Genomic DNA, 23833 nt, shown 5'->3' with positions numbered 1-23833 from the left:
TCATTCCGCGGCCAGCGTCGTCGGGGCGCCGTGTGCCTCACGACCTGTAGCGGCCTCGCGCGGCAGCGTCACCTCGAAGGTGGTGCCCGCGCCCAGCGCCGAGGCGAGGTCGATGCGTCCGCCGAGCGACCGCACCAGCGCCTTGACGTGCGCGAGCCCGATCCCCTCGCCCGGCCGGTCCTGGACCCCGGACCGGCGGAACAGCTCGAACACGCGGGCGTGGTCGCGCGGGGCGATGCCGCGGCCGTTGTCGGCGACGGCGATGCGCACGCGGTTGCCGCCCACCGACCGTGCGGTGATCGTGATCCGCCCGGGCCGGGCCGGGTCGAGGTACTTCACGGCGTTGTCGATCAGGTTGCCGAGGACCTGCTCGACCGCCAGCCGGTCCGCGACGATGGTCGGCAGGTCGGGGGCGACCTCCACCGTCGCGCCGGCGGTCTCGATCTGGTGGCGCTGCGCGTCGACGAGCGACCGCAGGAGGCGCGTCAGGTCGAGGGGTTCGGGCGCGAAGCTGCGCCGCCCCTCGCGCGAGAGCTTCAGGATGGCGGCGATCAGCCCCTCCATCCGGGTCACGGCGGCCCGGATGAAGCCCAGCGCCTCGCCGAGATCGGCGTCGATCCGCTCGGCCTCCGGGTGGTCCCCCAGCGCCCGGCGGATCTCGGGGCGGGCCTCCTCCAGCTCGGAGGTGAAGCCCATGACGTTGACCAGCGGCGAGCGCAGGTCGTGGCTGACGATGTAGGCGTAGCGCTGGAGCTCCTCGTTGGATTCCCGCAGCTCGCCTTCGGCCTCGCGCTGCTCGGTGATGTCGGTGTGCACGCCGACCCACTCGGTGATCGCGCCGCGGTCGTCGAGGACCGGCACGGCGCGGATCGCGAAGTGACGCCAGTTGCCGTCGCGGGCGCGGACCCGGTGCTCGTGCACGAAGGGCCGGCGCGCGGCCACCGTCGCGTTCCAGGCCGCGATGCTCGGCTGCACGTCGTCGGGGTGCACGGCGCTCGCCCAGCCGAAGCCGGCATAGGCCTCGGGCGCCTGGCCCGTCAGCGCCGCCCAGCCGGGCTGCTCGCCGACCATCCGGCCGGCGGCGTCGTTGGTCCAGAGCACGCCGCGCACCGCCTGGACGGCGGCGCGGAACCGCGCTTCGCTGGCCTGCAGATCGCGCTGGACCCGCTGCTGGTCGACGGACGAGGCCAGCATGGCGAGGAACAGGATCAGGAAGGTCGCGCCGCCGACCGAGAGGGCGAGGTTCTGCTGGCCCGCGCCGACGCCGCCGGCATGGGCGGCGTGGGCGCCGGCGGCCTCCGCCGTGAACGTCGCCGCCGCCATCCCGGTGTAGTGCATCCCGGCGACCGCGAGGCCCATCACGAATGCGGCGGACAGCTTCTGCCAGACGCCGTGCCGGCGCAAGGTCAGCCACAAGGCGGCCGTCGCGGCGGTGACGGCGATCGCCACCGAGAGCGCGACCACGGGCCAGCTGTAGGCGAGATTGCCGGGCACCCGCATCGCCGCCATGCCGGTATAGTGCATGCCCGCGACGCCGACCCCCATCAGCGGACCGCCGACGAGGACCTCGCGCGGGCCCGCACCCGGACGGCTGATCAGGACGAAGGCCGCGCCGGTGGCGCCGACCGCGATCAGCAGGGAGGCGAGGGTGAGCGTGAGGTCGTAGGCGGCCGGCATGCCCATCTCGAAGGCGAGCATGCCGACGAAGTGCATCGACCAGATGCCGCCGCCCATCGCCAGGGCGGCCCCGGCGACCCAGGCCCAGCGCGGACCGCGGGCGGCGCCGCGCATTCGCCCGGCGAGGTCGAGGGCGGTGTAGGAGGCGAACACCGCGATCGCCAGGGACAGGGCGACGAGGGCGGGATTGTAGCCGGTATGGACCATGGCGCGACCGGTGACGGGGACATTCGCGCGAGGCGGGTCGCGGCCGTCGCCGCACGGCTCGGGTCGGCCAGCGCGCTCGCGGCTCGCGCGACCTTAGTGGGCTTTGGCCCGAAGGGAATCCCGGTTTGGCGAAAGAGCACCTCGCGTGCGGACGGCTTTCGCTGCGGGGGTGCCGGGGACCGCCCGCCGCGACGGCCGCCGGCGGGCTTCCGCGCGTCGGTCAGGCCAGGAGCAACTGGATCAGCAGGTCCGAGACGAGGACGAGAAGGACGCTCGCAGCGATGTAGGCCGGCATCCGGCTCGTGCGCCCGCGCAACCCGAGCGGCGACGCCGCGAGCTCGTCCGCATCGTCGAGGCGGCCGAGCCTCAGCACGACGCCGACGGCCGGGTGTCGGGCGGGGGGACGCGGTCGGCGGCGCGCGGGTCCGCCTGGGAGATCTCGCGGAGCAGGTCGTCGCGCTGCGCGTCGATCAGGTCGGGCAGGATGTCGTCGTCGCTGTCGTCGATCGCCGCGATCAGGCGGAAGCCCGATCCGACGCGCTCGAACGCGACCCGGACCTCGCGCTGCGCATACGGGTCGTGCGGGTCGAGGCAGAGATGCTCGGGCATGGTTTCGGGACACGATGCCGTCGGCGCGGCGAGGGCGCCCGCTTAGGCGGCCACCGTGACGGCCGGATGACGCAGGACCCGCACCCCGGCCGCCGGACGCCCGCGACGGGGCGCCCTCACGGGTCCCGGGGCAGCCCGGCTCGGCGTGCCCGAACTCGACCGGACCTGCCCTTACTTGCCGCCGGAGCCCGCGTAGGCGTCGATCGCCCGGCGGCAGTTCTCCGTCAGCGCGCCGCGGTTCTTCTTGAAGCACGCATCCATCGCCGGATCGTCCGGATCGATGTCGCCGCAGAGCTTCAGCGCGTCCCCGGTGCAGTACTTCTTCAGGTCCGCGTTGCCGCGCGTGGACGTGGGCGCGGCGAGAGCCGGGACGGCCGCGAGGGTGAGGACGAAGGCGAGCGGGGCGACGCGCATCATGGCTTCCAGCTGAGAGGATGTGGCGGGTCGCGGACCTGTTCGGGTCGACGAACCGTGCAGGGAACGCCGGACCGCGCGAAACGGCTCCGTCTTCCCCGGCCGGGCGCCTGCGGCATCGACCCTCCCTGCGGCGGCCGCGCGTCGACGGCGTGGGACGAAACCGGGCGCACGGCGTTCTCGACCCATGATCGATGATGCGCCCCGCCTCGGATTCTGCTGCAAGTTCGTGCTCACGCCGCCGCCGGAGGGCTTCAAGACCCTGAAGGCCGCCCGGGAGGCGGCGCTTCAGATGAACCTCACCAACGCGACCATGGCCTCGCTGACGGCGCTGGCTCCGGCGGCGCGGCGCGCGAAGCTCGAGAATCTGGTCCGCCACAACCTCGGGGCGCTGGAGCGCCAGATCGCCTGGGTCGCCGGGCGGCCGCCGATCGCGCGCCTGCTGCGCATGGCGAGCAACGTCCTGCCGGGCTACACCCATCCCGTGGCGCGCGACATCTACGCCGAGCCCGAGATGCGCCGCCTCGTGGAGGCGGGCCTCGCCCGCTGCGGCGCGGCGGCGCGTGCGGCCGGCATACGCCTCAGCTTCCATCCCGGCCCGTTCTGCGTGATCGCCTCGCGCAACCCGGCGGCGTCCGAGAACGGCATCGCCGAGTTCGAGTATCACGCCGAGCTGATGGCGCTGCTGGGCTACGGCGGCGGCTGGCACCCGCACGGGGCCCACATCAACATCCATGTCGGCGCCCGCGACCCCGGCACCGACGGCTTCCGCGCCGCCCTGCCGCGCCTGTCGCAGACGGCGCGCGACCTCATCACCGTCGAGAACGACGAGAACGCCTTCGGGCTCGACGCGGTGCTGGCGCTCGCCGACAGCGTGCCGGTGGTGCTCGACCTGCATCATCACTGGGTCGAGAGCCGCGGCGAGTACATCGCGCCGGAGGATCCGCGGGTCGAGCGCGTGCGCGCGTCCTGGCGCGGGGTGCGGCCGCTCGCCCATGTCAGCGTCTCGCGCGAGACGGTGCTGCCGGAGCACGACCGCGACGCGCTGCCCGACTTCGCCGCGCTGACCGAGGCCGGGCATTCCTGGCGCGACCTCGCCGCCCACTCGGACATGATGTGGAACAGGGCCCTGAACGCCCTGGTCGGGCGCCACATGGAATGGGCGGATTTCGAGATCGAGGCGAAGTCCAAGAACCTGGCCTCCGACGCCCTCGCGGCGGAATTCCGCGACGGGGGAGCCGGCGCATTCCTTTCCTAGCCGCACAGGCGTACCGGTTGCAGGGCGGCATCGGGCGGCCGATCGAAGGTCGTCCGTTCGAGACCGTGGCCGCGTTCGAGGCGATGCGCTGTTCGAAGCGATGGACTATTCGCAGCGAAGCCCTGCGTTTGAAGCGATGCCTGCGCCGCCGGCAGGCCGACGGGATACCCCATGAAGGATCTGAGCCCGGAGGACGCGCAGGCCGTCGACAGGTTGGCGTTCCACCTGCTGCGCGAGGCCTATTGCGACCTCGCCGGCGTGATGATGACCGCGAACGCCGCGGCCGCGCGGACGGTGCTGAGCACCATCGAGCAGCGCCTCACCGACACCCTCGGCCGCTTCCATTCCGAGACCGCCGAGGGCGCCGCCTCGACGGCGATCGTGATCGCGGTCGGCGACAAGATCGGCGACGTGATGGACGAGGCGCAGAACCGGAACGCCGCCCCGTCGGCCCGGAAGCGGACCGCCGACCTGAGACGCTGACGCGGCGTGCCGGGACCGGGCCCGGCGCCGCGTCCGTTCCCGCCTCGCCGCGAGGGCCTTGCCGCCAAGGCCTTGCCGCGGGGAAGGACGGTGCGTCCGCGAGGCGCGACGGCCCGGTCCCCCGCGGAATCCGCTGACGCTCCGGCCGTCGCCCGTGCTCCGACCGGGGGCCGGGAGAGCACGGCGGGGGCGCAAAAAGGCCCGGCGCGGAAGTCTCCGGCCGGGCCAAGGTGATCTCGGGCCTCCTGCGTGAACGAGTCAGGACCGGCCGTCATCCTCCAGATGGGGGATCGAGTTTCCGGCACCTGGCGCCCGGACGCTCGCGGAGGTTCCGCACCCCGGCGTGCCGGCGGCTTCGCGCATGACGACCCTCGCAGCGGCCGACCCGAGCGATCGTCATCAACGGAGAGGGCGCGGGTCCCGGCCATCGACCCGATCCCAGCCGGGGGCCTGCGTCACCGCGGATGATCGTCCGCCGCCTTCGGCTCCGCCCGCTCCAGGGCGACGCGCGCGGCATGGAACCACCACAGCGGCATGTCGCGGTTCATCCCGGCCAGATCCGAGACCCAGCCCTCCTTCGGCATCGTGTCGGCCCGATCCGCGAACAGCCGCAGGGCGGTCTCGACCCGTTCACGCTGGGCGCGCTCGAGAATGGCCATGCGCTCGGCTGCGTTCCGCTCCGCGGTGAGCTTCACCAGGCGCTGGGTGGCCAGATCGTCGGCGTCGAAGGCGAATTGCTGCCAGAAGGTCTCCGCTTCCCGCGCGACGTCGCGCTCGCGCTGCATCAGGGGCAGGGCCGCCTCCGCAGCGGCCTGGGCGGCCGCGGAGGCCCGGGCGCGCTCGAGCATCCGGTTGTTGGCTTCCAGCAGTTCGCGCTCGCGCTCCGGACCCATGCGCTGGCGGCGCAGGACGTTCACCTCCTCCTCGACCATCCGGCGTTCCTCGCCCTGGCGCGCCAACAGGGCGAGCAACCCGGCGATGGGGCCGCCCAAGAGGGCATCGGCGCGCCCGAGATAGCGCGCGCGCAGCCCAGGATGCTCGCGGTCCAGGCGATCGCCGATCCAGGGCGGCGCACCGGCGATCTCCGCACTGTCGTGCTCGTAGAGGGTGCAGGCCATCGCGTCGCGCAGGCTGGCCGGCGTCGGATCGGTCATGGTCATGCGGATCTTTCGGCATGGAATGGGGACGCGCGGGAAACGCGGTCGTCGCGCACGCGGATCGCGGCCTGCATGACGGCGATCCCGACATGGTGGCCGATCTCGACGGGGAGCAGGCCGCCCGTCGTGCCGATCGGCCGGCATCGGGCGATCGGGAAGGCGGATCGGCGCCGATGTGCGAGACGAGGCCGGGCGAGCGTCGCGCGGGGCCGACCGGATGGTTGGTGCTCCGGCAGCCGCACCGTGCTCTGGCAGCCACACTCGGCATCGACGTTCGCCGACACGGACAAGCTGCCACACTCTGTCCCAAGCGATCACCCAGGTCTCTGCGCATCCAGCGAGGCAAGGCGAGGTCGCGATGAGCACGAACGAACAGGCAAACGCAGGCGCCGTCGTGCCCTTTCCCGCCCGGATCTCTGCCGCGGTCGCGGACGCGGACACCGCCTCGATCATCGCCGTGCTGCAGGACCAGCTCGTCCTGGCTCGCGAAGGCAAGCTGCGATCGGTCGCCGTCGTGTCCGTGTCCGCAGATGGCGAGGCGGTCGGCACGCAGTGGTCGTGCAAGGGGGCCGACATCACCGGCCTGATCGGGAAGTTGACCGTCCTGACGCACGACCTGATGGCAGCGAGGACATAGCTGCGCCCGTCCGCCGAGCCGCGATCCGTGAAAACCCGAACCGACCTGTGAGAACCGCGTCCTTCGGCGCTTTTCCGGCCAAGCTCAGGCCTCGGCAGCCTCTCCCGACGCGCCGGTCTCCGGCGGCTTCGGAGCCGGCGCTTCGGCGATGTCCCGATACCAGCGCCAACGGGCTATGCTGACGCGGCGCCGCTGGCCGGTCGCGTCGACGAAGTCGCCCGCGACGGCCGCATCGGGATCGGCTTTCACAAGACGGCAATACGTGCGTGCCATCTGAATGGCGTCGACCTGATCGAGCAGCGGTTTCCGGGTCACGACAGCATCCCCATCGCAAAAGACACGTCCCTGCCATACTGGGCTAAGTTTTCGTCAACGAACCGCCTCTATCTGCAACGATACGGAGGCCGTCGGGCGACGAGGCGAATCCAAAGCCGCGCCGGCCCTGTCCAGCGATCCTCTTCCTCTTCATCACGATGCCTCGGATCACGGCCATGCGGCCGCCGGCCGAGTTCGACAGTCAGGATTGGCGTCCGTGAACTTCACCGTCACCGCTCGCATATCGGCACAACGGTTTTCGCATCACTACAACTCGATGCTGGACGCTCTGGAGCAAGGCCTATCGCTGCAGGCCTCGGGCCTGGCCGACGTCCGGATCGTCGACGGCAATGGTCACGCCCGCACCCCTGCCGCGATCTATCAACTCCTGTTCGGAGCCAAGGACACCGTCGCCCCGACCGGCGGGGAAACCGCCGTCCTCGCCCTGGCGGCCTGACACTCCCTCGGCCTGAACGGCGTCGCGGTGGCGGTCCTCGCCGTGGGAGGTCTCGCACCCGTGTTCGCCCGGAGGCCGCCGGGCCCGGTCGATCCGTCCGTCGCCGTCGGCACAGGGGAGACGTCCCGCGTTTGCCTGGCGGTCGGCACCGGCCCATATTCGGCGGCACGCAGCCTCCTGAAGGGGTTCCGGTGATGGACCCGCACAATTACCTCCTAATCGCGTGGGCCGTCGGCGCGTTGGCGCTCGGTCTTGGAACCGCTTGGCTCGCGCGCCGGGCGCCCTGAGCGTCACCCGGAGAGCAACAGGCTCGGGTCTGGCGCCCGAACCGAGCACGAACGCCGGATCGTCGGCGCGACGATGCGGCACCGGCCGGCGCGTCACGCGTCATAGGACCACCGATGCCCCGCCGGCTCGAAGTCGCCCTCGTCTGTCGGCCGCCGCGATGCCGGAACGGCGGGCATAGCCGCCGCGATCACCCCGGGCGTCGACCCAGCGCAGGATCGTCGCCAGCAGGAGGCGGTCGGCGACGCAGGGGTCATTCGGAGCGCCGCCCCCGTCCATGTCGTCGGGCGGCCTCCATGCTCGGGCGGCGAACTTGCCGATCCCGTCCGAAGGCTCGGCGGCTCGAGGCCGTTGCGACCTCACCCGCTCTGCCGCCTCGCCGCGGCCGACCCGCGATCGCCGTCGAAAGGTCACGTGCGGGACGGCAACCCCGTGCGCCCGTCGCCGCCCTCGACGCCGATCATGGCGCGACACGTCCGGCCGGACCGGGCCGGCTCCCGGGGGCCGACCGCCTGCCGGCGGCCGCACGTCCGGGTGAGACGCAGATACACGTCGTAGAGGTCGGCGTGGTCGCCGAACCGCTGCCGGAGGCGCGCCAGGTCGTAGGTGCCGCGCCGGTTGCACGGCGGGCACGCGACGACGAGCCGGCCACCCCGGAGATCGCACAGGCGCTCCCTCAGCCGGTTTTCGCGATCGGCAACGCACCCACCGGCATCGCCGCCATCGGCGGCCCGGGGCGGCCAGGATCGCGCTGGCCGATCGGAGCGCGCGGGCTGGCTTTCGAGGACATGGAGCCGTTCCCGCCGATGTGCGCGATGGCGCGGCCGCCGGTCCGGTCGCGCGGACCTGTCCCCGCACCTCCGGGCTCGATGCGGAGCGCCGGGCGAAGCGATGAACGAGACCAAGGTTTTGGAAAGGTGATGGCTCCCCGAGCCGGTCTCAAACAACTCTTTATCATCGAGACTGTTTGCCCCGCACCTGGGGGAGGGGGGTCATTGAGGCGGAAGGGTTATTTTCGGCGGCCCCCGCACCGACATCGCCTTGGTAGCGTCCGCTCCCGCCTGCCATGACGATCACCCCATGCGCGACCCGACCGTCAGCCTGTTCCGGTTCGCGAGCGGGCACACGGTGGACCCGGCCGCCGCGGTGAAGGACCATGAGCCATCGCGGAAGGCGGTCGCCGAGCCCGGCGCATCCGGGAATTTTGGCGCGGCATGGTGCGAACCGCGATCCTGCTGGCGCGGCCGACGGCCCTGCGAGCGACTTAGCCGAGCGCTCGCATCCATGTTGCTGCAGCCGGTGAACTCGGCAATTCTAGCTCTCCAGATGTTTTGCGTGACGCGCGGTAGTCCCGAGGGCTCTGGCCGTAAGCCTCCCGGAAGGTTCGGCTGAAGTGGCTGAAATTACCGAACCCGTAGGCTTCACTGATCACGCCGATATTTCGGCCCTCATGCGGATCATCCAAAGCCGCCCTCACGGCAGCGAGACGTTGCTGCATCAGATAGCGGGCTACCCCGCCTTCAGGTTCGAACAGGTGGTACAATCGGGTCCGAGACAAACCGACAGCCGATGCGATCTGCTCGACCGTCAGCGCCTTGGCAAGGTTGCTGCGGATGTACCGTTTCGAGGCGGACAATCGGGCCATGCTTGCCGGGGCACTTGCCATCGCCTGCCGATCCCGGTCGGGCCGGGCTATGGCTGCAAGCAAGTGGAGCGTGGCCTGCGCAATGTCGAGCGCCTGGTCCGTCCCTATCGTGTGCCGATGCGCGACCAAGCCGCGGAGATGTTCGGCAAGCAGGCAGGCCGTTGGACCAGCGAGGATCGCCCCATGCAGCGTTTCTTCGTTAGGAAGCAGGCGAGCGACGCTGTCGCGCGCGAGGCTCACGATTAGTGAGTTTGTTTCGCGAACTCGGCTGCGTCGATAAGGCTGCGACAGGTCGTTGAGCGTGAAAGCGCCGGGCGGAACTTTTTGGGTGCCGTGATCCGACTCGATCGCGTAGGTGTGCTGGCTCAGCAGCAGGGTGAACCGCTCCTGGCCATCCTGCCTGATCTTAGATCGCGTGCGGCCTGTCCTTTGAGGCGAGGCGTTCATGACGTGCAGCAGGACCGGACCGATCTGTGTGGTGTCGATGCGAGCAGAGAAGCCGTGCGGGTCCGCATCCAGATCGTGAGCGCTGAACAAGGTCCGCCACGCGTCGAAGCGATCGCGCTCAGGCAAGTCATCGGTCGAGAACGAAGAATGCCGAACAACGCTCATGACGCTGCTTCTTTTCCTCGAGGAGATCGCCTCTCGCGAGGGAGGCGGGCCGCAGGTCTACTCGCCCTGAGATCCAATGAAGCGCTGTTCAGGGAGTAGGGCGAGCATCGGCGTACTCGATTTGCGGGTCGCTTTCCATCTTCTGGTTGAGCGTCTGAATACTGCGTCGAGACCTCGCACGCCCTGCAGCGTGTGACGATCGTCATCGCCCGACGTGCCCTCAGATTGCAGCACCCGCCGCCACGGCTTTGTCCCGCTCTACTCGATCGGGTCGGGCTTCCTCGGGATGCTCGCGGCCGAGAGGGGTACGCGAGGCTGGCGTGAGTAGCCTCATCGGCTCCCGCACGCAGCCCGACAGCGACTGCGACCTCATCGCCCGCGATGCGGATCGCTACCGCGTCGGCCGGATCCGGCGCGAGCACGGCAACCTGCAGCGGGGGGCGTTCTTCCCGAAGGGGGTCCAAGGCTGCGCCTGGCACAGCTGGCGGCGGGTCGAGAGCAAGGGACGAGGCGACTGAGCGCCTGCATGTCGCGTGGCGCGCGTGAATGACGATCGACGAGGCGGGTACGGCAGGGCCGAACGCCGCGTTGTGCCGCCCGGCCCGCGCCTCCACCCCGCCGGCCGTACCCATCGTGCGGCATGATCCGGATTATCGAGCGAGCCCTTGCGGAGCCCCCAGCCGATCGATCGGAGCGCCTGAAGACAATTCAGCAGCCATCCTTGCAGCCATCCTGGCAGCGTTCCCGGACGCGATGATCGAGATCGTCCCGGGCCCGCTCGACGACGACCTCGCGGTGGAGGTTCGGCGTCCGCTCTCGCATCTCAACGCGTCGCAGGCCGTCCGGAAGCGCCGGGGCGACTTCAGTCCCGTCGGCAGCGCGGCCGAGCCGTAGCCGTCAGATGCACGGAACGCCCGCTCATCGTGGCTTGCGGGGTGCGATGGCGCGTTGCGGACCGTCGTCGCCCCAAGCCCGAGGACGATACCGCGCCTGACAGGTCGGCGGGGGCGACATCTGTCGCGGAGCCATCCCTCTCGACGCTCACGCCTCCATGTGATTGCTGATGGTACCGGCCTTCGTAGAGCCGGACCTCGGGAGTGACCATGCGAACCAGTGGCGTCATCATCGCCGTGCTCGGCTGCGCCCTGGGCGTCGCGCCTGCGCAATCCCGCATCGTGGGCATCGATATCACGACGGTCGAGCCTTTCGCCGACGGGGTCGCGTTCGGTGCGGCCGGCGCCTACGAGCGCGTCATCGGCACGGCGCGCGGCGAGCTGGACCCGGCGGACCCGGCCAATGCCGGCATCGTCGACATCGCGCTCGCACCCCGCAACGCGCGCGGCATGGTCGCGTACCAGACCGACCTGTTCATGCTGCGCCCGAAGGATCCGGCCCGCGGCAGCGGCACGCTGCTGTTCGAGGTGCTGAACCGCGGCCGCAAGTTCCTGTTCAACTGGGTGCTCGACGCGCCGGCCCAGGCGGCCCAGGCCGTCAACGATCCGCGCACCGCCACCGACGCCGGCACCGGCCTCGTCCTGCGCCGCGGCGACACGGTCGTCTGGTCGGGCTGGGAGGCGGACGCGCTGCGCCAGCAGGGCGGCATGGCCATCGACGTTCCGGTCGCCGGCCGCAACGGCACGCCGATCGTCGAGACGGTGCGCGACGAGCTCATCAGCGCGACGCGCGGGCCGCCCGAGGCCCCGTTCTACCTCACCTTCAAGACCGCCGGCCCGGACAAGGCCGACGCGCAGCTCACCGTTCGCCGGCGCGAGGGCGATCCGCCTCGCCCGGTCCCGGCCGAAGCCTGGCACTACGCCACGCCGCGACAGCTGGAGTTGCTGCCCAAGGGTACCAAGCCCCTGCCGGGATCGCTCTACGAGTTCACCTACCCGGCCACCGAACCGAAGGTGCTCGGCATCGGCTTCGCCGCGACGCGGGACGTGGTGGCTTATCTGCGCGGTGGTGCCGCCGACGGCGCGAACCCGGCCGGCGGCACCATCCGCCATGCCGTCGCCCTCGGCATCTCGCAGAGCGGGCGCTACCTGCGCGACTTCGTCTACCAGGGCTTCAACCGCGACGAAGCCGGCCGCCGCGTCTTCGACGGCATGCTCTCACACATCGCGGGCGTCGGCGGCATCTTCCTCAACGCCCGGTTCGGGCAGCCCTCCCGCACCAACACGCAGCACGAGGACCACCTCTATCCCGAGAACGCCTTTCCGTTCTCGACCGCACGGCAGCACGATCCGGTCACCGGCCGAACCGGCGCGCTGCTGCGCGGCGACGGCTTCGATCCGCTCCTGATCGAGGTGAACACCGGGACCGAGTACTGGCAGAAGGGCGCCTCGATGCTCACGACGGATCCGCTCGGCCGGACCGACGTGGCGCTGCCCGGGACGTCGCGCGCCTTCCTGGTCTCCAGCGGCTTTCACTACGGGCGCGCCGGTCTGACCTCGACCAAGGGGGCGTGCGCGAACCTGCGCAGCACCCTGAACCCGGCGCCGGCCCTGCGGGCGCTGCTGGTCGCGCTCGAGGAATGGGTGACCGCGGGCAAGGCCCCGCCGGACAGCCGTGTCCCGCGGTTGTCGGACGGCACGCTGGTGGACGCCGCCGAGATCGGCTTTCCGTTCCTGGTCGGCATCCCGGTCCCGACGACGCCGAACGCGATCGCGCGGTTCGGCACCTACGTCGATCCCCGCCCCGAGACCGGGCCGCAGTACCGCCCGCTGGTGCCGCGGGTCGACGCGGACGGCAACGACGTGGCGGGCATCCGCCTACCCGCCGTCGCAGCCCCCCGCGCGACCTTCACCGGCTGGAACCTGTATGCCGACCCGTTCCCGGCCGGCGCCCTGTGCGATCGTGAGGGCAGCGAGATCCCCTTCGCACGCACACGGGCCGAACGGACGGCCGCCGGCGACCCCCGCCCGTCCCTGGAGGAGCGCTACGCCGAGCCGGACGCCTACGTCGCGGCTGTCGCGAAGTCGGTCGATGCTCTCGTCTCGGATCGCCTGCTGCTGCGCGAGGACGGAGACCGGCTGATCGCGGCGGCACGCCAAGGAGCGACCCCCTAGCCGAAACTGGCAGGTCGAAGTGAAAGCTGGGCCACCGCTCGCGCGGTCTCGCTCCATGGAGAGTTCATGCGCGCACGTCTCACCGGCGCCGCTCTGTTCGTCCTCGCGGCGGCCGGCGCCACGGCTCAACCCTACGACGATCGGCGCCCTCCGCCTCCATCGGATGAGGATTACGACGGGCCGCCGCCACACCGTTACCGACCGCCCCCGCCGGACTTCGATGACGACAGGCCGCTGCCTCCGCCGCGTCGGCGGGGGCCGCCTCCGCCGGATGACGACGACGATGACGGCCCGCCCCCGCCGCCTCGGTCACGCGCCTACTGAAGCCCGCGAACACGCTCCCTCTCGCGTAGGGCCCGTTCGCTTTTTGTGCTGGCTGTGGCGTGGCTGTAGCAGCCACAGCGGAGCCCTTCGGTTACCGTGAGGCATCCTTCAGGTGCCTCACATGCTCACGTTGACCTCGATCATCACCCGCAGCGTCCTCGCTGTCGCGACCGTGGGCGGCCTTGCGATCCTGGCCGACGGCGCGGTGCGATCTCAGCTCGAGCGGGCTGTGCGGAGCAATCTGAACGTCGTCGGGCGTGCTCCGGCGCCGATGCGGGTTGCCCGGGTGGATGAGCGCTACGTCGCGAAGGGGCTCGATCGGGGTCGGCTTGGCGCCACCATGCGAATGGTTGGCACCGACGACGCGCAGTAAGCGCATCACGCACCGTCGATCCGGGGCCTAAGTCCCATCGCTCCGCTTGCCGCGGGCGACCTCGCGCATGGCCTCGTCCGGCAGCGGCCGCTGAAGCCGCAATGCCTCCTCCACCGGCGCCTCCAGCCACGTGCGCCACTCCTCCGGCGTGGTCAGCAGCGCCGGCATCGCCTTCGGATGCACCGGTCCGACGACGCCGTTCGCCTCCGTCGTGAGGAAGGCGTAGAGCCGGTGTTCCTCCTCGACGGGCTCGTCGCGCTTCGGGCCGCGCACGCCCGTCCACGGTCGCCAGATCCCGGCGAAGGCGAACAGCGGCCGGTCCTCGTCGAGCGCGAACCACACCGGCGTCTTGCGCGGCTTGGTGTCCGCGTACTCGCTGAACGAGGATACCGGCACGAGGCAGCGCTGCTCCGGCTTCAGCCACGGGCGCCAGTAGGGCGACCTCACGTTCCGCACGTTCGTGACCGGGTGCTGCGGCCCCTTGCTCGACGGCGAGGGGAAGCCCCAGCGCATCATCGCCAACACGCGCTCGCCCTCGGCCAAACGCATCACCGGCGCCATCTGATCGGGGAAGATCGCCGGCAGCGGCGGCAGGTTGCCGGTCTCGTCACGCTCGACCCCGAAGGCCTTGCGGATCGCGTCCTGGCCCCTGTCGAGGCTGTAGAGGTTGCACATCCCGACATCGTGCGCCGCCAAAGCGCGAAAGAGCAAGGCGCGCTGCGCGAGCCCGATTGCATCCCGCATCATATGAATTCAAAATTCGCTCGCGCGACTTGCCCCGATGAAGGGCGAGCGCTGCGGAGGACCATCGATGAGCACTCGGCGCGACTTCCTGCATCTCACGGCCGCCGCGACGGCGGTCGGGGCCCTGGTCGGGTCAGCCTCGGCGCAGGCGCCAGCCTCGGGTCCGGGGCATCCGATACCCCCGCCGAGCGGAGAGGCTCTGCGTCTCGTCACCTTCGCACCCGACGCGGGCAGCACGCCGCGGCTCGGTGTGGTCCGTTCGGACGGGCGCGTCGTCGACCTGACGCAGGTTGGAGTGCCGGGCGTGGATCCGGCGCAGATGGTCTCGCTCATCACGGCAGGACCGGCCGCGCTCGATGCCGTGCGCCGGGCCGCGGCCGCCGGGGATGGCCCGCAGGTCGAGACGGTGCGGCTGCTGGCGCCGATCCCGGCACCGACGCGCAACATCTACGCGGTCGGCTGGAACTACCTGGAGCACTTCGCCGAGGGTCAGGCCGTCCGGGGGACGAACGCCGAGTACCCCGCCCATCCCGTGTTCTTCACCAAGGGCGTCAACACGATCAACGGCCCCTACGACCCGATCCCCTACGATGCTTCGGTGTCGACGGCGATTGACTGGGAGGTCGAGCTCGCCGTCATCATCGGCACGGGCGGACGCAACATCACAGAAGCCGACGCGATGGCCCACGTGTTCGGCTACAGCGTCATCAACGACACCACGGCGCGCGACATGCAGATCAAGCTGCACGGCGGGCAGTGGTTCAAGGGGAAGAGCCTGGACGGGTACGGACCGATCGGCCCGTGGATCGTGCCTGCATCCGACCTCGATCCCTCGAATCTCCGTCTCCTGACCCGCGTCAACGGCGTGGTGAAACAGGACGCCTCGACCGCTCAGATGTACTTCAAGGTCGCCCGCATCATCGCCGAGCTGTCGCACGGCCTCACCCTCGTGCCCGGCGACATCATCGCCACCGGCACGCCCCCCGGCATCGGCAACGCGCGCAAGCCGCCCGAATTCCTCAAGCCGGGCGATGTGATGGAGACGGAGATCGTCGGCCTCGGCACCCTGCGAAACGTGATCCAGGCCGTCCCGGCGTAAGAGGTTCGCCCTCGATCGAGAGGCGGGCGCTCAATCAGCCGGCCACCGCGATCGGCAGCGCGCCGACCTGCGTCGTGGGGCGCGGCGTCCGCATCTCGAACTTCGTGCCCCAAATCCGCACGGCCTCAAGGTCGGCACGGGTCAGCAGAACGCTGCCAACCGTCATGGGGTCCGGCACGCAACGATTTTGCAGCGCAACACGTTGGCTTGGTATGCCAAGCGTCACCCCCTTCGAAATCACGATCTTAGCGGCCGGCGCCCAGCGTACCCTGTTCGCCTCGACCGAGCGGGAGGCGGCTCTGATGGCCGAGTCGGTGCTGCGTCGTCTGGACGGTAAGCCTGCCCTTATCGGTTTCTGGATCGACGCCCCGGATCGGGGCGCCCTGAAGCGCCTGGGAGCCTACCTCGGAAATGTGCTCGTCGAGATGACGGGTACGGGTGAGGTGCTGGTATAGGCGGCGTGTTCAAGAACGCCGCCGACGAGACCGGCGAGCTGGAAGGCGCAACGCTCCTTGGGCAGTTCGGCGAGGTGCCGGAGGATTTCGCCGAGAGCCTGCGGGGCGGATAACGGTACGGGAAACCCGCCCGATGGACCGGGCGGGTTGTCGCGAGCCTAGGGATTTCCGGCGTCGCCGCCGCCCTGCGCTTGGTCCTTGTCATCCCCCAGCCGATTGGCCGAGTGATCCTGGTACTGCTCGGTCTGCACGGTCTTGCTGTCCAGGCCGCGCTCATCCCCATGCTGGGCCTTGTCGCGATTGCTGAGCACCGCGTTGTCCTCGATCACGCCTTCCGGCAACTCGGTCATCGCTCCCGAGCCCGATCCCTTGCCCTGGCTTCCAGGGTGCATGCCGTGCTTGCCTGCATTCGCCATCGTCGCTCTCCTGTCGTTCCAGGGGGCGGATCGATACGCCCCCGCCGGATGAGCAGGGCAAACCGATCGCTGCAGGGCTCGTTCCTGTGGCACGTGAACGCGTACGGTTCGGCCCCGCCCCGGTCTGCTCACGGGACGGGGGGAATCCCGGATCTCACCGCGTCTCGACGACGCCGTCGCTGGGGCTATCCTGCCGGGATGCGACGAGCGTCTGGCACGGTAACGGCTTGGCAACCGCACGCGCATGAAAATCGCGGCATGCCGACCTTGTCCGCCCCGCGCCTACTCACCTTCCTCGCTTCCGCGGTGCTGATCGGCCTGGCGGTCGCCAGCCTCTACACGAAGGTCCCGATGGTCGGGCGCACGGTGCTCGCGCACCGGCAGTGGTTCTTCATCGGCGCCTACGCTCTGCTCGCGCTCGGGGTGACGACCAAGAGCCTTTGAACCACCCGCCGGGTCGACACGACCGCAGGTCCCGCTAAGTCGACGCTGCGAGGGTCTCCATGAGGCTTGCCGCGCGGGGTGAGCCACGGCCTCGCGGAGGTGGGCCTGCATTCTCAGCGCGTAGCTCAGAAGCTGCCCGACGTGATCCTCGATCGGATCGCAGACCTTCACGCACCGCATCGGGGCCGGAACGATTTGACCCCGAAGCACCACCCGACCACACCGGCCGTAGGTGCCCTCGTTCCAGGCCGAACATGCGGACCGTGCACGGCTTGCTGCCGGGTTCCCGCGATCGAGGTACTTGCCAAGCCTGCGGGCGTCCTCTGTCGGCATAGCACTGGCACGGCGTGCGGGATCTATCAGGATCGCCCTGAGGTGTGCGTGCGGTGGTACTGTCTCTGGCGCAAGATCGGCGCATTGCCGAACGCGCTGAGGCCAGACCGATCAGGGGTGATCTTCGCGATCGAGGGCAGTGCGCCTTGCGCGAATGGTCTCGAAGGGGCCTGCGTCGTGGGTCGCGCCGTGAAAGGAGCGGGCGCTATCGCGAGTGCGGAAGCGACCGAGGCGTTCGCTATGTTCGTCCGCGAAGGGTCGTTGCCGGTGTGGAAGGTGTCCAACCGTAAGGCGACCCTGATGCGCCCCGATCAGCGCACCCAAGCACTGTAGATTCGGGGCGCCGACTCTGCCGGAGGCGGGCTTTTCAGGTGCTTTGCCCATCCCCCGGACGGGACAGTTTTAGGCTGCCTTCAGATTGCCGGCAGACAGCTTGCCGCTGCGCTTGTCGGTCTCTTCCTCATAAGAGACCTTCTGGCCCTCGACCAGGTTTTGCATCCCGGCGCGCTCGACGGCCGAGATGTGAACGAACACATCCTTGCCGCCGTCGTTCGGCTCGATGAAGCCGTAGCCCTTGGTCTCGTTGAACCACTTTACGGTGCCGATGCTCATAGAAGTTCCTAGACGTCTCGGGCGCACCAAAGCGGGGCGCTCGCAGGCCAAACGGATGGCCCTCACGCGACGTTCCAAAGAGCGAAGCCCGCCGCGGCAGTGCCGGGCGGGCTGAGCCTCGTCAAGGCCATACGGGCCCGAACTGGTTTACATGCCGTGGCGCATCATGCCCCGACGATGCATGCGGTGGCGCATCATCGGCCGGCGCATCATACGACGATGCATCATCCGGCGCTCCATGCGGACATTCGTCACCAGCTCGGCGGGTGCGGCCACAGCGGCGGACGGGCCCATGGGTGCAGCGGAGGCGGACGTGGAGAGCGACGCTGCGCCGAGCGCGGCGAACAGGGCGGCGGCAATGATGGATGAGCGCAAGATGGTTCTCCTCGCATGCCGCCAGAAGCGACAGCCTTCTCCCGTCGGTCGACCGGAGAATGGGAGAACCAAGCTCAAGCTCGTTTCGATCCGTTCGATCGTGGACCCGTAAGCGCGTGGAATGCGCAGCCGGGCACTTCAGATATTCCTCCGGTCCAAAAGGCCGATCGGCGACGCTTCACCGACACCATGGCGCTGCTCCACACCAGCGCATAGGCGTGGGCGGTATCGAGCCCGTTGTGATGGGATCTCCGTCTCCCACCCGCCTCGCCACCTGATCCGGGGGCCGGTTGATCTGCATCAGCATGACGGCCGCAAAGCAGCAGAGGGCCAGCGACGTGATCCAGAGAAGGGCTCGTGCGGTCCGCTTGGTACGCTTCGACATGCCCGCGAAGGTGTCGGCCGGCGGTTAGCAGGCGCTTAATGGAACGCTGGAGGCGAAGCAGGCCGGTCCTCCGATCCGATCACGGCGGATGGGTGCGTCGTTCATCTCACCGGCCACCCGGTCCTGAGCCGGGCTTGCTGGGAAGGTGCCCGTGATCCGTTGCCAGCCGGTCGATCAGCAGAGGCGGCCGGGCCGGCATAGGTCTGCGTACCCGGTGTTGGTATAGTGCCGGCGAACAGGGAAGGCGCTGCCCGGCGCAGGCGGCCCTCTTGAGCCCCTCGGCGATCCGCCGGCTCGATCACGCCTTGAACGCTGTACGCGCCGAGGCCCTATATGTCGGGCATGATCACCTTCACGCCGAACCCGCATACGATACGGATCAACCCGTCCAAGTCGGAGCCAGGACGCTTCGACTGGACGATCATGAAGGATGATTTGGTCGTACGCCAATCGATCCGATCTTTCGGATCACAGGGGGCATCTGAGGCAAGTGCCGATACGGCATTTCGAGAGATAACAGCCCTTTGGCAGACTGCGCGGTAAGTCCAGGACGAGCCGAAAGTACCGATCGGGACGCTCGGTTCACGACGGTACCTGCCGCCTGGACGCCCGCACGGTGGCGGCGACCGCTTTTGTTTGTCGCGACGTGCTCGCGGCACCGCGCAACGACGACCTCATGCGCGCCGCCCCACCATCGGCGTGCCGGCGGCCCCGATGCCCGCCAGGATCTTCCTCAATCTCAGCTGGAATCCTCAGGATCCTTTGGAGTTATTTTCTCTGTACCCGATTGCCTCCGCGAGGCGTTGTCCCTTCAGAACCAGCAAAATGAGGCGATCATGCGAGAAATCGCGCTGCCGTCCATGCCGGTGTACGTTGGTCTATGTCTTATGATCCTGGGAATGGAAGCGGAGCACTTGGCCTGTCGCCGATGGCGCATGGCACAGCATTCCAAGGAACTCGATATCCGGGTGGTGCTGGGCTTCAGCCTACCCCTGGCAGGGTTCCTCCTGATGTGGCTCGGACGTGCCTGATCTGAACTCGGTGCCGGATCACGGGATCGAACATGCAAGGAGCGTTTTATGCCTCAGCAACCGAGCCTCGCGGATCAGCGATCTCACAGGGCTGACGATGCTGGGCGTTCCCCTGCAGCCGAAAGGGATGCCGAAGCCGACGATACGTTGGCGCAAGCCCGTATCGAAAAACATCGTGAAGCCGCCAACCACGTTCGCATGACGGTCACCGGCAACGCTGCGAACGCCGAGAAGGGCGACAGCGGAAAGGACGATCAGTGAGGCATGCGCTTGAAGGCCCGACATCAAGCGTTCACCGGTCGTCGGAGCCAAAGCCTGCAAGTTGATGGCCACGGCTGCCAGGATCGAGGGCGGGAACATCCAGCGTCACGCCGTTCCGACATCGTGGCCTATGGAAGACCAAAGCGCTTCCAGGAGCCTCGACCGCTGGTCGGAAAAGCCGGAATTCATTTCGGTGATCCGGAGGATCGCCTCGTCGACCGCATCCAGTCCTCCGATGGCGTGAATGCTTTCACCGATTGTGCGAAGCTGCGCCGCGATCGTCGCCGAGGCCGACTCATTCAAGAACGGTGTGTGGCCCACTTCGGTATCGTCGAAGCGGTTCCACTCGATCTGTCGCAGAAGGGCATCGACAGCGCAGTCCTGATTGGTCGCGATGTGGTCCTGCTCCTGAATTGCCTGAGGCCTTCGACCGAAATTGTAGGGCTTTGGAGCGACCCTCCCCGCTCTTAAGGATCAGATGAATGGACGTCGTTCTCACACCGACAGGGCCGGCCGGCAAGGCATGGGATCTCAAAGATCGGCTGGGACGGAGCCTCGGCAAGATCACAAGGCCGAAGGATACCGACGATTTCCAGATCCAGCCGGATGAGGCGGGCCTTCTCGTGACTGTGAAACGCGCGCACGCCTCCCTCGACGCCGCGATGTCGGCCATCGCAAGCGTCGCCAATGGCGCGTGCACGCTGGACAGCCAGGATTGGGGTTAGGGCTCAAAGCGCGAGATACGCATGTTCGAGCTATGAGACGCGAAACATTTGAATGCAGTTCGGCACGGTCGTTCGTTCCGTCCCTTCGGCCAGCCTCGTTCCTGCTGGCGAGCTGATCCGGGCGGTGACTTTCGTCCGGCTCCGCGCCTTCTCCTCACGGAACCGGCTGCCGGAACCACCTCCGATTTCGGAGATGAACTTCAGACCCGCACGCTCGAAGGCTCCTGGCATCGGTCGGCTCCGCGTTTCGCCCCGTGGACGATCTGCTGAGGCAGCGAAGGAAGCGGAAGGTCGTGCTCGTCCAGCAGGAAGGCTGCGCTGAGTAGCGCCCGGATATGTTGCTCGGGACTGGCCGACTCATGATCTGCGCGTCCAGCACCTGATCGGCGAGGAGGCCGGCAAGGCGGGAGACCTCGGACAGGCGTTCCCAGGGCTGCCGTCGTCGTCTCGACCGAAAGCGCCGAGCGCTTCGCCGCCACCGTCGCCCGGCTGGTCAACCGCGACGGCACCTTCGACCGCTCCGCCATCAAGCGCGCCGCGATCCGTTCGGCTCAGGCCCGCATGGAAGTGACTGGCGACGCCTGGGGCATGTGCATGTCCTATGCGCTCGCGGGCGCCCGGGCCGCCGCCAAGGTCCTCCCGCGCCGACCGCGCGCATCGAGGTCGGACCGATGGCCTCCGACCGGATCCGCTCCCCCGCCGTCCGCTTGCTGCACGCCCGGCAGGATCACGCGGCCTGCCTCCGCCTTGGGGCCTCCTACCGGCACCGGATCCGCGGCCGGCGAGACCGATCAGCGCGGGGCCCATGGCCTGGGCGCTCGGCCTTGCCCGCCGCTGACGCCTCGTCGCTGCCGAACGGAGCGAGACGCGCTGATGGCCGACCTCGCCCGCCGCACCGTTTCTCGGTGCCTTCCTGGCTCTCGTAGCCGCACGGATGCCTGCCATCGCCTCTGACGGCGTGCAGCCGGTCGCGGCGGCCGAGCGCGCGGTGATCCCGTTCGCGCCTCTCCCTTGGGGCGGCCGGGGCAACAATCTGGCTGCCGCTGGCGCGGCTTGAGGTCATGGCGGGACGGTAAGGCAGGCGCGTTGGCGCTTCGCTCAGCGGCACAGCGGCAGCCCAACACGAAGCAGGCAGGGGCCGCCGACAATCGGGCAGCCCCCCATGCTCTCGAACGTGGCCTGCCGCGCGAGTCGCTGCGGAGCGACACTGGCGAATGTGGCTCCCGCCGAGAGGCAGATCAGGCTGAGAGCGAACATCGTGCTCTCACCGCTTCCTCGGCGCACCGGACACGGGCAGGACCATCGACCCGGCACGAAGCCGCCCGGCATCGATGTGTCGAGACCGCCAAGATCGCATCGCTCATCTGAGGGATGCGATCTTGGCTCTCGTGCCGGCGTCAGCCGAATCGCCGTATCGCGCCTCAGCGCTTGCCGTCGTGATCACCATCGCGCATCGCGCCAGTTGGCTCCTGGACATGAGCTTCGAGGAACCAGAGCTGCTTATCGACGCCGCGCGAGACCTCAGTGAAGAGGTCCGCCGTGCCGGCATCGCCCGCCTCGTCGGTGTCGTCGATGTTTTGGCGGACGGCGTTCGCATAGACCGCATAGCGATCGATCAGCGCCGCAAGATGGTCTGCGATCCGATAGGCGTCGAGCGGATACGGTGCGAGCTGCGAGCCAGCGGCCACCGCGGTCGCCGTGCCCCGCGCCGTGCCGCCGAGCTGCGTGATGCGCTCGGCAACCTTGTCGTTGTAATCGTCGAGTTCGGTACGGAACCCATCCAGCATCAGGTGGATGCCGATGAACTGCGGACCCTTCAGGTTCCAGTGGGCCTGCTTGACCGCCAGCGCCAAGTCGATGCCGTCCGCGAGCCGGGCGTTGAGCGCGTCGGTCGAGACCTGCTTCGCGTTGGACTTGGTGCCGTTCTGGGTCTCGTGGAGGCGCTGCCCCTGGGAGGCGTTCGTGTCGGCCATGGTAGGTCCCTTCAAGTTTCAGCAACAGCCGGAAGGCGCTCTGCAGCAGCCTAGGCGACAGCGTCTGGGATGCGCGCGATGAGCGCTCGCTCCCTTCAAGACCGCCATCGGGCGCCGGTTCCTCTGCAACGATCGAACGACGGTGCTGGGCACCGTGGGTGGCTAGAATTACCGCGCTGCTCGGCGAGCAGGAGCCGGATGAAGAGGCCGAGCCTCGGGCGATCCTCGTGGGGCGACTTCAAGCCGAATGCGGGCTAAAGGCTGCATGCAGGCGCCGATGCGATTGCACGGCGCCTCAGCTAGCGGGCACAGGCTCGCCATCCCCCACCCTTACGGAGACCGGATTGAAAGAGCCCGAGCAAGGCAGTCCTGAAGCCATCTACGTCTCAGCCATGGTCGGAGAGATGATGCGTCGCGTCCTCGATGACGCCCTTCTCGACCTCGCCAAAGCGAAAGGGCCGAGCTACCTTGACACATTCCTTGAACGTGAACTCGCACGTTACAGCGACCTGTTCCGCGAGCGGGTGGACGACAGGCCCGAGACCACGGATGCGTTGCGAGCTTGGTTCCTCGTGGATGGACAGACAGCCCTACGGGAAGTTGTCGCTCGCGCTATGACCGCTGCGAACCGCGAGTAGTCAGTCTGAGATAGCGCCGCAGCCGATGCCGGATAGGGCGCACTCGGGAAGCGGGTTCCCATGAGGCTGGACCTGCTACAGCAGCTCCCGGGGCCTCACTCCGAAACGTCCCCCGGATGATTTCGCTTCACCGCTGCATGGGTCTTGCTTGCAAGGCTCCACCTCGCCGCGCTGGATCACCATGCTCGACCGCCGCTCCTTGATCCTCGCTGCCGGCGCGAGCGCGATCGCGACCAGCGTTTGCGCTCAGCCACGGTCCGAGCGCTTGCGGCTTTGGCCCAGCGCCCCACCGGGTGGGGGCGGCCCGATGGGGACCCAACAGGCCGAGATCGATGGGGCCGCCTTCAACATATCCGAGCCCCTGCTGGACATCTTCATTCCGCCCAAGCCGAACGGTGCCGCGGCACTCGTCGTCGGCGGCGGCGGTTATCGACGCATCGGCCTGGTCAAGGAGGCCTATCCGGCCGCAGGCTGGCTGACCGACATCGGGGTGACGGCCTTCGTCCTCACCTACCGCCTACCCAACGAGGGCTGGGCCGACGGCACCTTGGTTCCCCTGCAGGACGCGCAACGGGCCATGCGGACGATGCGCTCTCGGGCGGAGGCGATGGGGCTCGACCGGCAGCGGATGGGGGTCGTCGGCTTCTCGGCGGGCGGACATCTCGCCGGCACGCTCGCCATGCGTGCCGGCCTACGCACCTACGCGCCGGTGGACGAGATCGATCGGCAGTTGGCCCGTCCCGACTTCGCGGCCCTGATCTATCCGGTCGTCACGCTGGAGCCGCCTTACGACAACACGGGCACCCGGCGGAACCTCGTCG

At 69.0% G+C, this 23833-nt stretch carries 31 protein-coding genes; 16 read left to right on the top strand and 15 right to left on the bottom strand.

Going from position 1 to position 23833, the window contains the following annotated elements; genetic code table 11:
* The 4 genes from MKK64_RS16180 to MKK64_RS16165 form a co-directional block, all read right to left on the bottom strand.
* The gene (locus tag MKK64_RS16180) at positions 1 to 1884 is read right to left on the bottom strand and encodes an MHYT domain-containing protein (protein WP_243935904.1); all 1884 of its coding nucleotides are present in this window, start codon (positions 1882 to 1884) and stop codon (positions 1 to 3) included.
* Positions 1885 to 2104: 220 nt separating this feature from the next.
* Entirely contained in the window at positions 2105 to 2257 is a 153-nt protein-coding gene (locus MKK64_RS16175; RefSeq protein WP_187274723.1) for a hypothetical protein, read from the bottom strand.
* On the bottom strand, positions 2251 to 2493 hold the full coding sequence (locus tag MKK64_RS16170; protein WP_243933118.1) for a hypothetical protein: 243 nt from the start codon (positions 2491 to 2493) through the stop codon (positions 2251 to 2253). Before MKK64_RS16170 ends, MKK64_RS16175 begins: the two co-directional genes overlap by 7 nt.
* A gap of 171 nt (positions 2494 to 2664) precedes the next feature.
* On the bottom strand, positions 2665 to 2910 hold the full coding sequence (locus tag MKK64_RS16165) for a 3',5'-cyclic-nucleotide phosphodiesterase (protein WP_313898917.1): 246 nt from the start codon (positions 2908 to 2910) through the stop codon (positions 2665 to 2667).
* A 184-nt stretch (positions 2911 to 3094) separates the two neighbouring features.
* Between MKK64_RS16165 and MKK64_RS16160 the strand changes: the two genes are divergently transcribed.
* Together MKK64_RS16160 and MKK64_RS16155 are read left to right on the top strand one after the other, a co-directional pair.
* Entirely contained in the window at positions 3095 to 4165 is a 1071-nt protein-coding gene (locus tag MKK64_RS16160) for a UV damage endonuclease UvsE (protein ID WP_243935903.1), read from the top strand.
* 171 nt (positions 4166 to 4336) lie between these two features.
* Complete coding sequence (locus MKK64_RS16155) at positions 4337 to 4648, top strand: hypothetical protein (RefSeq protein ID WP_147727288.1); 312 nt, start codon at positions 4337 to 4339, stop codon at positions 4646 to 4648.
* A gap of 455 nt (positions 4649 to 5103) precedes the next feature.
* Here the strand turns inward: MKK64_RS16155 and MKK64_RS16150 are convergent, their stop codons facing one another.
* A complete protein-coding gene (locus MKK64_RS16150) occupies positions 5104 to 5808 on the bottom strand; it encodes a hypothetical protein (RefSeq protein ID WP_187274722.1) in 705 nt (234 codons plus the stop codon).
* 355 nt (positions 5809 to 6163) lie between these two features.
* On the opposite strand from MKK64_RS16150, the gene MKK64_RS16145 reads away from it, so the two are divergent.
* The gene (locus MKK64_RS16145) at positions 6164 to 6442 is read left to right on the top strand and encodes a hypothetical protein (protein ID WP_147727297.1); all 279 of its coding nucleotides are present in this window, start codon (positions 6164 to 6166) and stop codon (positions 6440 to 6442) included.
* Between the two features lie 84 nt (positions 6443 to 6526).
* Here MKK64_RS16145 and MKK64_RS16140 read toward each other — a convergent pair whose 3' ends face one another.
* Complete coding sequence (locus tag MKK64_RS16140) at positions 6527 to 6757, bottom strand: hypothetical protein (protein ID WP_243935902.1); 231 nt, start codon at positions 6755 to 6757, stop codon at positions 6527 to 6529.
* A gap of 217 nt (positions 6758 to 6974) precedes the next feature.
* Here MKK64_RS16140 and MKK64_RS16135 point away from each other — a divergent pair, with 217 nt between their 5' ends.
* On the top strand, positions 6975 to 7214 hold the full coding sequence (locus tag MKK64_RS16135) for a hypothetical protein (protein WP_147727290.1): 240 nt from the start codon (positions 6975 to 6977) through the stop codon (positions 7212 to 7214).
* 1549 nt (positions 7215 to 8763) lie between these two features.
* Here MKK64_RS16135 and MKK64_RS16130 read toward each other — a convergent pair.
* Positions 8764 to 9756 (bottom strand): AraC family transcriptional regulator, encoded by a 993-nt coding sequence (locus MKK64_RS16130; RefSeq protein ID WP_147727291.1) that lies wholly within the window; start codon positions 9754 to 9756, stop codon positions 8764 to 8766.
* A 320-nt stretch (positions 9757 to 10076) separates the two neighbouring features.
* Here MKK64_RS16130 and MKK64_RS16125 point away from each other — a divergent pair, with 320 nt between their 5' ends.
* The 4 genes from MKK64_RS16125 (at position 10077) to MKK64_RS16110 (ending at position 13521) form a co-directional block, all read left to right on the top strand.
* Positions 10077 to 10274, top strand: coding sequence for a hypothetical protein (locus tag MKK64_RS16125; RefSeq protein ID WP_243935901.1), 198 nt, complete (start codon positions 10077 to 10079; stop codon positions 10272 to 10274).
* 28 nt (positions 10275 to 10302) lie between these two features.
* Entirely contained in the window at positions 10303 to 10650 is a 348-nt protein-coding gene (locus MKK64_RS16120; protein WP_243935900.1) for a hypothetical protein, read from the top strand.
* A gap of 209 nt (positions 10651 to 10859) precedes the next feature.
* Positions 10860 to 12824 (top strand): alpha/beta hydrolase domain-containing protein, encoded by a 1965-nt coding sequence (locus MKK64_RS16115; protein WP_243935899.1) that lies wholly within the window; start codon positions 10860 to 10862, stop codon positions 12822 to 12824.
* A 445-nt stretch (positions 12825 to 13269) separates the two neighbouring features.
* Positions 13270 to 13521, top strand: coding sequence for a hypothetical protein (locus MKK64_RS16110; RefSeq protein WP_147727295.1), 252 nt, complete (start codon positions 13270 to 13272; stop codon positions 13519 to 13521).
* A 27-nt stretch (positions 13522 to 13548) separates the two neighbouring features.
* Here MKK64_RS16110 and MKK64_RS16105 read toward each other — a convergent pair whose 3' ends face one another.
* Positions 13549 to 14196: an SOS response-associated peptidase gene (locus MKK64_RS16105; RefSeq protein WP_243935898.1), complete on the bottom strand. Its 648-nt coding sequence runs from the start codon at positions 14194 to 14196 to the stop codon at positions 13549 to 13551.
* 136 nt (positions 14197 to 14332) lie between these two features.
* Here MKK64_RS16105 and MKK64_RS16100 point away from each other — a divergent pair, with 136 nt between their 5' ends.
* Positions 14333 to 15364 carry a fumarylacetoacetate hydrolase family protein gene (locus MKK64_RS16100; RefSeq protein WP_147726462.1) on the top strand — a complete coding sequence of 344 codons (1032 nt, stop codon included), beginning with the start codon at positions 14333 to 14335 and terminating at the stop codon, positions 15362 to 15364.
* A 34-nt stretch (positions 15365 to 15398) separates the two neighbouring features.
* Here the strand turns inward: MKK64_RS16100 and MKK64_RS28110 are convergent, their stop codons facing one another.
* Positions 15399 to 15530, bottom strand: a complete 132-nt coding sequence (locus tag MKK64_RS28110; protein WP_279593219.1) for a hypothetical protein — start codon at positions 15528 to 15530, stop codon at positions 15399 to 15401.
* A 46-nt stretch (positions 15531 to 15576) separates the two neighbouring features.
* Between MKK64_RS28110 and MKK64_RS16095 the strand changes: the two genes are divergently transcribed.
* Positions 15577 to 15819: a hypothetical protein gene (locus tag MKK64_RS16095; RefSeq protein WP_147726460.1), complete on the top strand. Its 243-nt coding sequence runs from the start codon at positions 15577 to 15579 to the stop codon at positions 15817 to 15819.
* Positions 15820 to 15977: 158 nt separating this feature from the next.
* Here MKK64_RS16095 and MKK64_RS16090 read toward each other — a convergent pair whose 3' ends face one another.
* A complete protein-coding gene (locus tag MKK64_RS16090; RefSeq protein ID WP_147841691.1) occupies positions 15978 to 16235 on the bottom strand; it encodes a hypothetical protein in 258 nt (85 codons plus the stop codon).
* Between the two features lie 258 nt (positions 16236 to 16493).
* Between MKK64_RS16090 and MKK64_RS16085 the strand changes: the two genes are divergently transcribed.
* Positions 16494 to 16679 carry a hypothetical protein gene (locus tag MKK64_RS16085; protein ID WP_147841692.1) on the top strand — a complete coding sequence of 62 codons (186 nt, stop codon included), beginning with the start codon at positions 16494 to 16496 and terminating at the stop codon, positions 16677 to 16679.
* 450 nt (positions 16680 to 17129) lie between these two features.
* A complete protein-coding gene (locus MKK64_RS16080) occupies positions 17130 to 17345 on the top strand; it encodes a hypothetical protein (protein ID WP_243935897.1) in 216 nt (71 codons plus the stop codon).
* A gap of 69 nt (positions 17346 to 17414) precedes the next feature.
* Here MKK64_RS16080 and MKK64_RS16075 read toward each other — a convergent pair whose 3' ends face one another.
* Both MKK64_RS16075 and MKK64_RS16070 read right to left on the bottom strand, forming a co-directional pair.
* Entirely contained in the window at positions 17415 to 17624 is a 210-nt protein-coding gene (locus MKK64_RS16075) for a cold-shock protein (protein ID WP_147726454.1), read from the bottom strand.
* A 147-nt stretch (positions 17625 to 17771) separates the two neighbouring features.
* Positions 17772 to 17999 carry a hypothetical protein gene (locus MKK64_RS16070; protein ID WP_147726453.1) on the bottom strand — a complete coding sequence of 76 codons (228 nt, stop codon included), beginning with the start codon at positions 17997 to 17999 and terminating at the stop codon, positions 17772 to 17774.
* Positions 18000 to 19187: 1188 nt separating this feature from the next.
* On the opposite strand from MKK64_RS16070, the gene MKK64_RS16065 reads away from it, so the two are divergent.
* Positions 19188 to 19415 carry a hypothetical protein gene (locus MKK64_RS16065; RefSeq protein ID WP_147726451.1) on the top strand — a complete coding sequence of 76 codons (228 nt, stop codon included), beginning with the start codon at positions 19188 to 19190 and terminating at the stop codon, positions 19413 to 19415.
* An 18-nt stretch (positions 19416 to 19433) separates the two neighbouring features.
* Here MKK64_RS16065 and MKK64_RS16060 read toward each other — a convergent pair whose 3' ends face one another.
* On the bottom strand, positions 19434 to 19748 hold the full coding sequence (locus MKK64_RS16060; RefSeq protein WP_243935895.1) for a hypothetical protein: 315 nt from the start codon (positions 19746 to 19748) through the stop codon (positions 19434 to 19436).
* 33 nt (positions 19749 to 19781) lie between these two features.
* The gene (locus MKK64_RS16055; protein WP_147726447.1) at positions 19782 to 19997 is read right to left on the bottom strand and encodes a hypothetical protein; all 216 of its coding nucleotides are present in this window, start codon (positions 19995 to 19997) and stop codon (positions 19782 to 19784) included.
* Positions 19998 to 20158: 161 nt separating this feature from the next.
* Between MKK64_RS16055 and MKK64_RS16050 the strand changes: the two genes are divergently transcribed.
* Positions 20159 to 20401, top strand: a complete 243-nt coding sequence (locus tag MKK64_RS16050; protein WP_147841696.1) for a hypothetical protein — start codon at positions 20159 to 20161, stop codon at positions 20399 to 20401.
* A 1421-nt stretch (positions 20402 to 21822) separates the two neighbouring features.
* Here the strand turns inward: MKK64_RS16050 and dps are convergent.
* Positions 21823 to 22374 carry a DNA starvation/stationary phase protection protein Dps gene (gene dps, locus MKK64_RS16045; protein ID WP_147726444.1) on the bottom strand — a complete coding sequence of 184 codons (552 nt, stop codon included), beginning with the start codon at positions 22372 to 22374 and terminating at the stop codon, positions 21823 to 21825.
* A 344-nt stretch (positions 22375 to 22718) separates the two neighbouring features.
* On the opposite strand from dps, the gene MKK64_RS16040 reads away from it, so the two are divergent.
* Both MKK64_RS16040 and MKK64_RS16035 read left to right on the top strand, forming a co-directional pair.
* Positions 22719 to 23012, top strand: coding sequence for a hypothetical protein (locus MKK64_RS16040; RefSeq protein ID WP_147726442.1), 294 nt, complete (start codon positions 22719 to 22721; stop codon positions 23010 to 23012).
* Positions 23013 to 23193: 181 nt separating this feature from the next.
* A partial coding sequence (locus tag MKK64_RS16035) for an alpha/beta hydrolase (protein ID WP_243935893.1) occupies positions 23194 to 23833 on the top strand: 640 nt, incomplete at its 3' end.

Source organism: Methylobacterium sp. E-025, from assembly GCF_022829705.1.
Classification (GTDB): domain Bacteria; phylum Pseudomonadota; class Alphaproteobacteria; order Rhizobiales; family Beijerinckiaceae; genus Methylobacterium.
The sequence above is the reverse complement of the archived record's forward strand: the minus strand, read 5'-3'. Positions and strand labels throughout refer to the sequence as shown.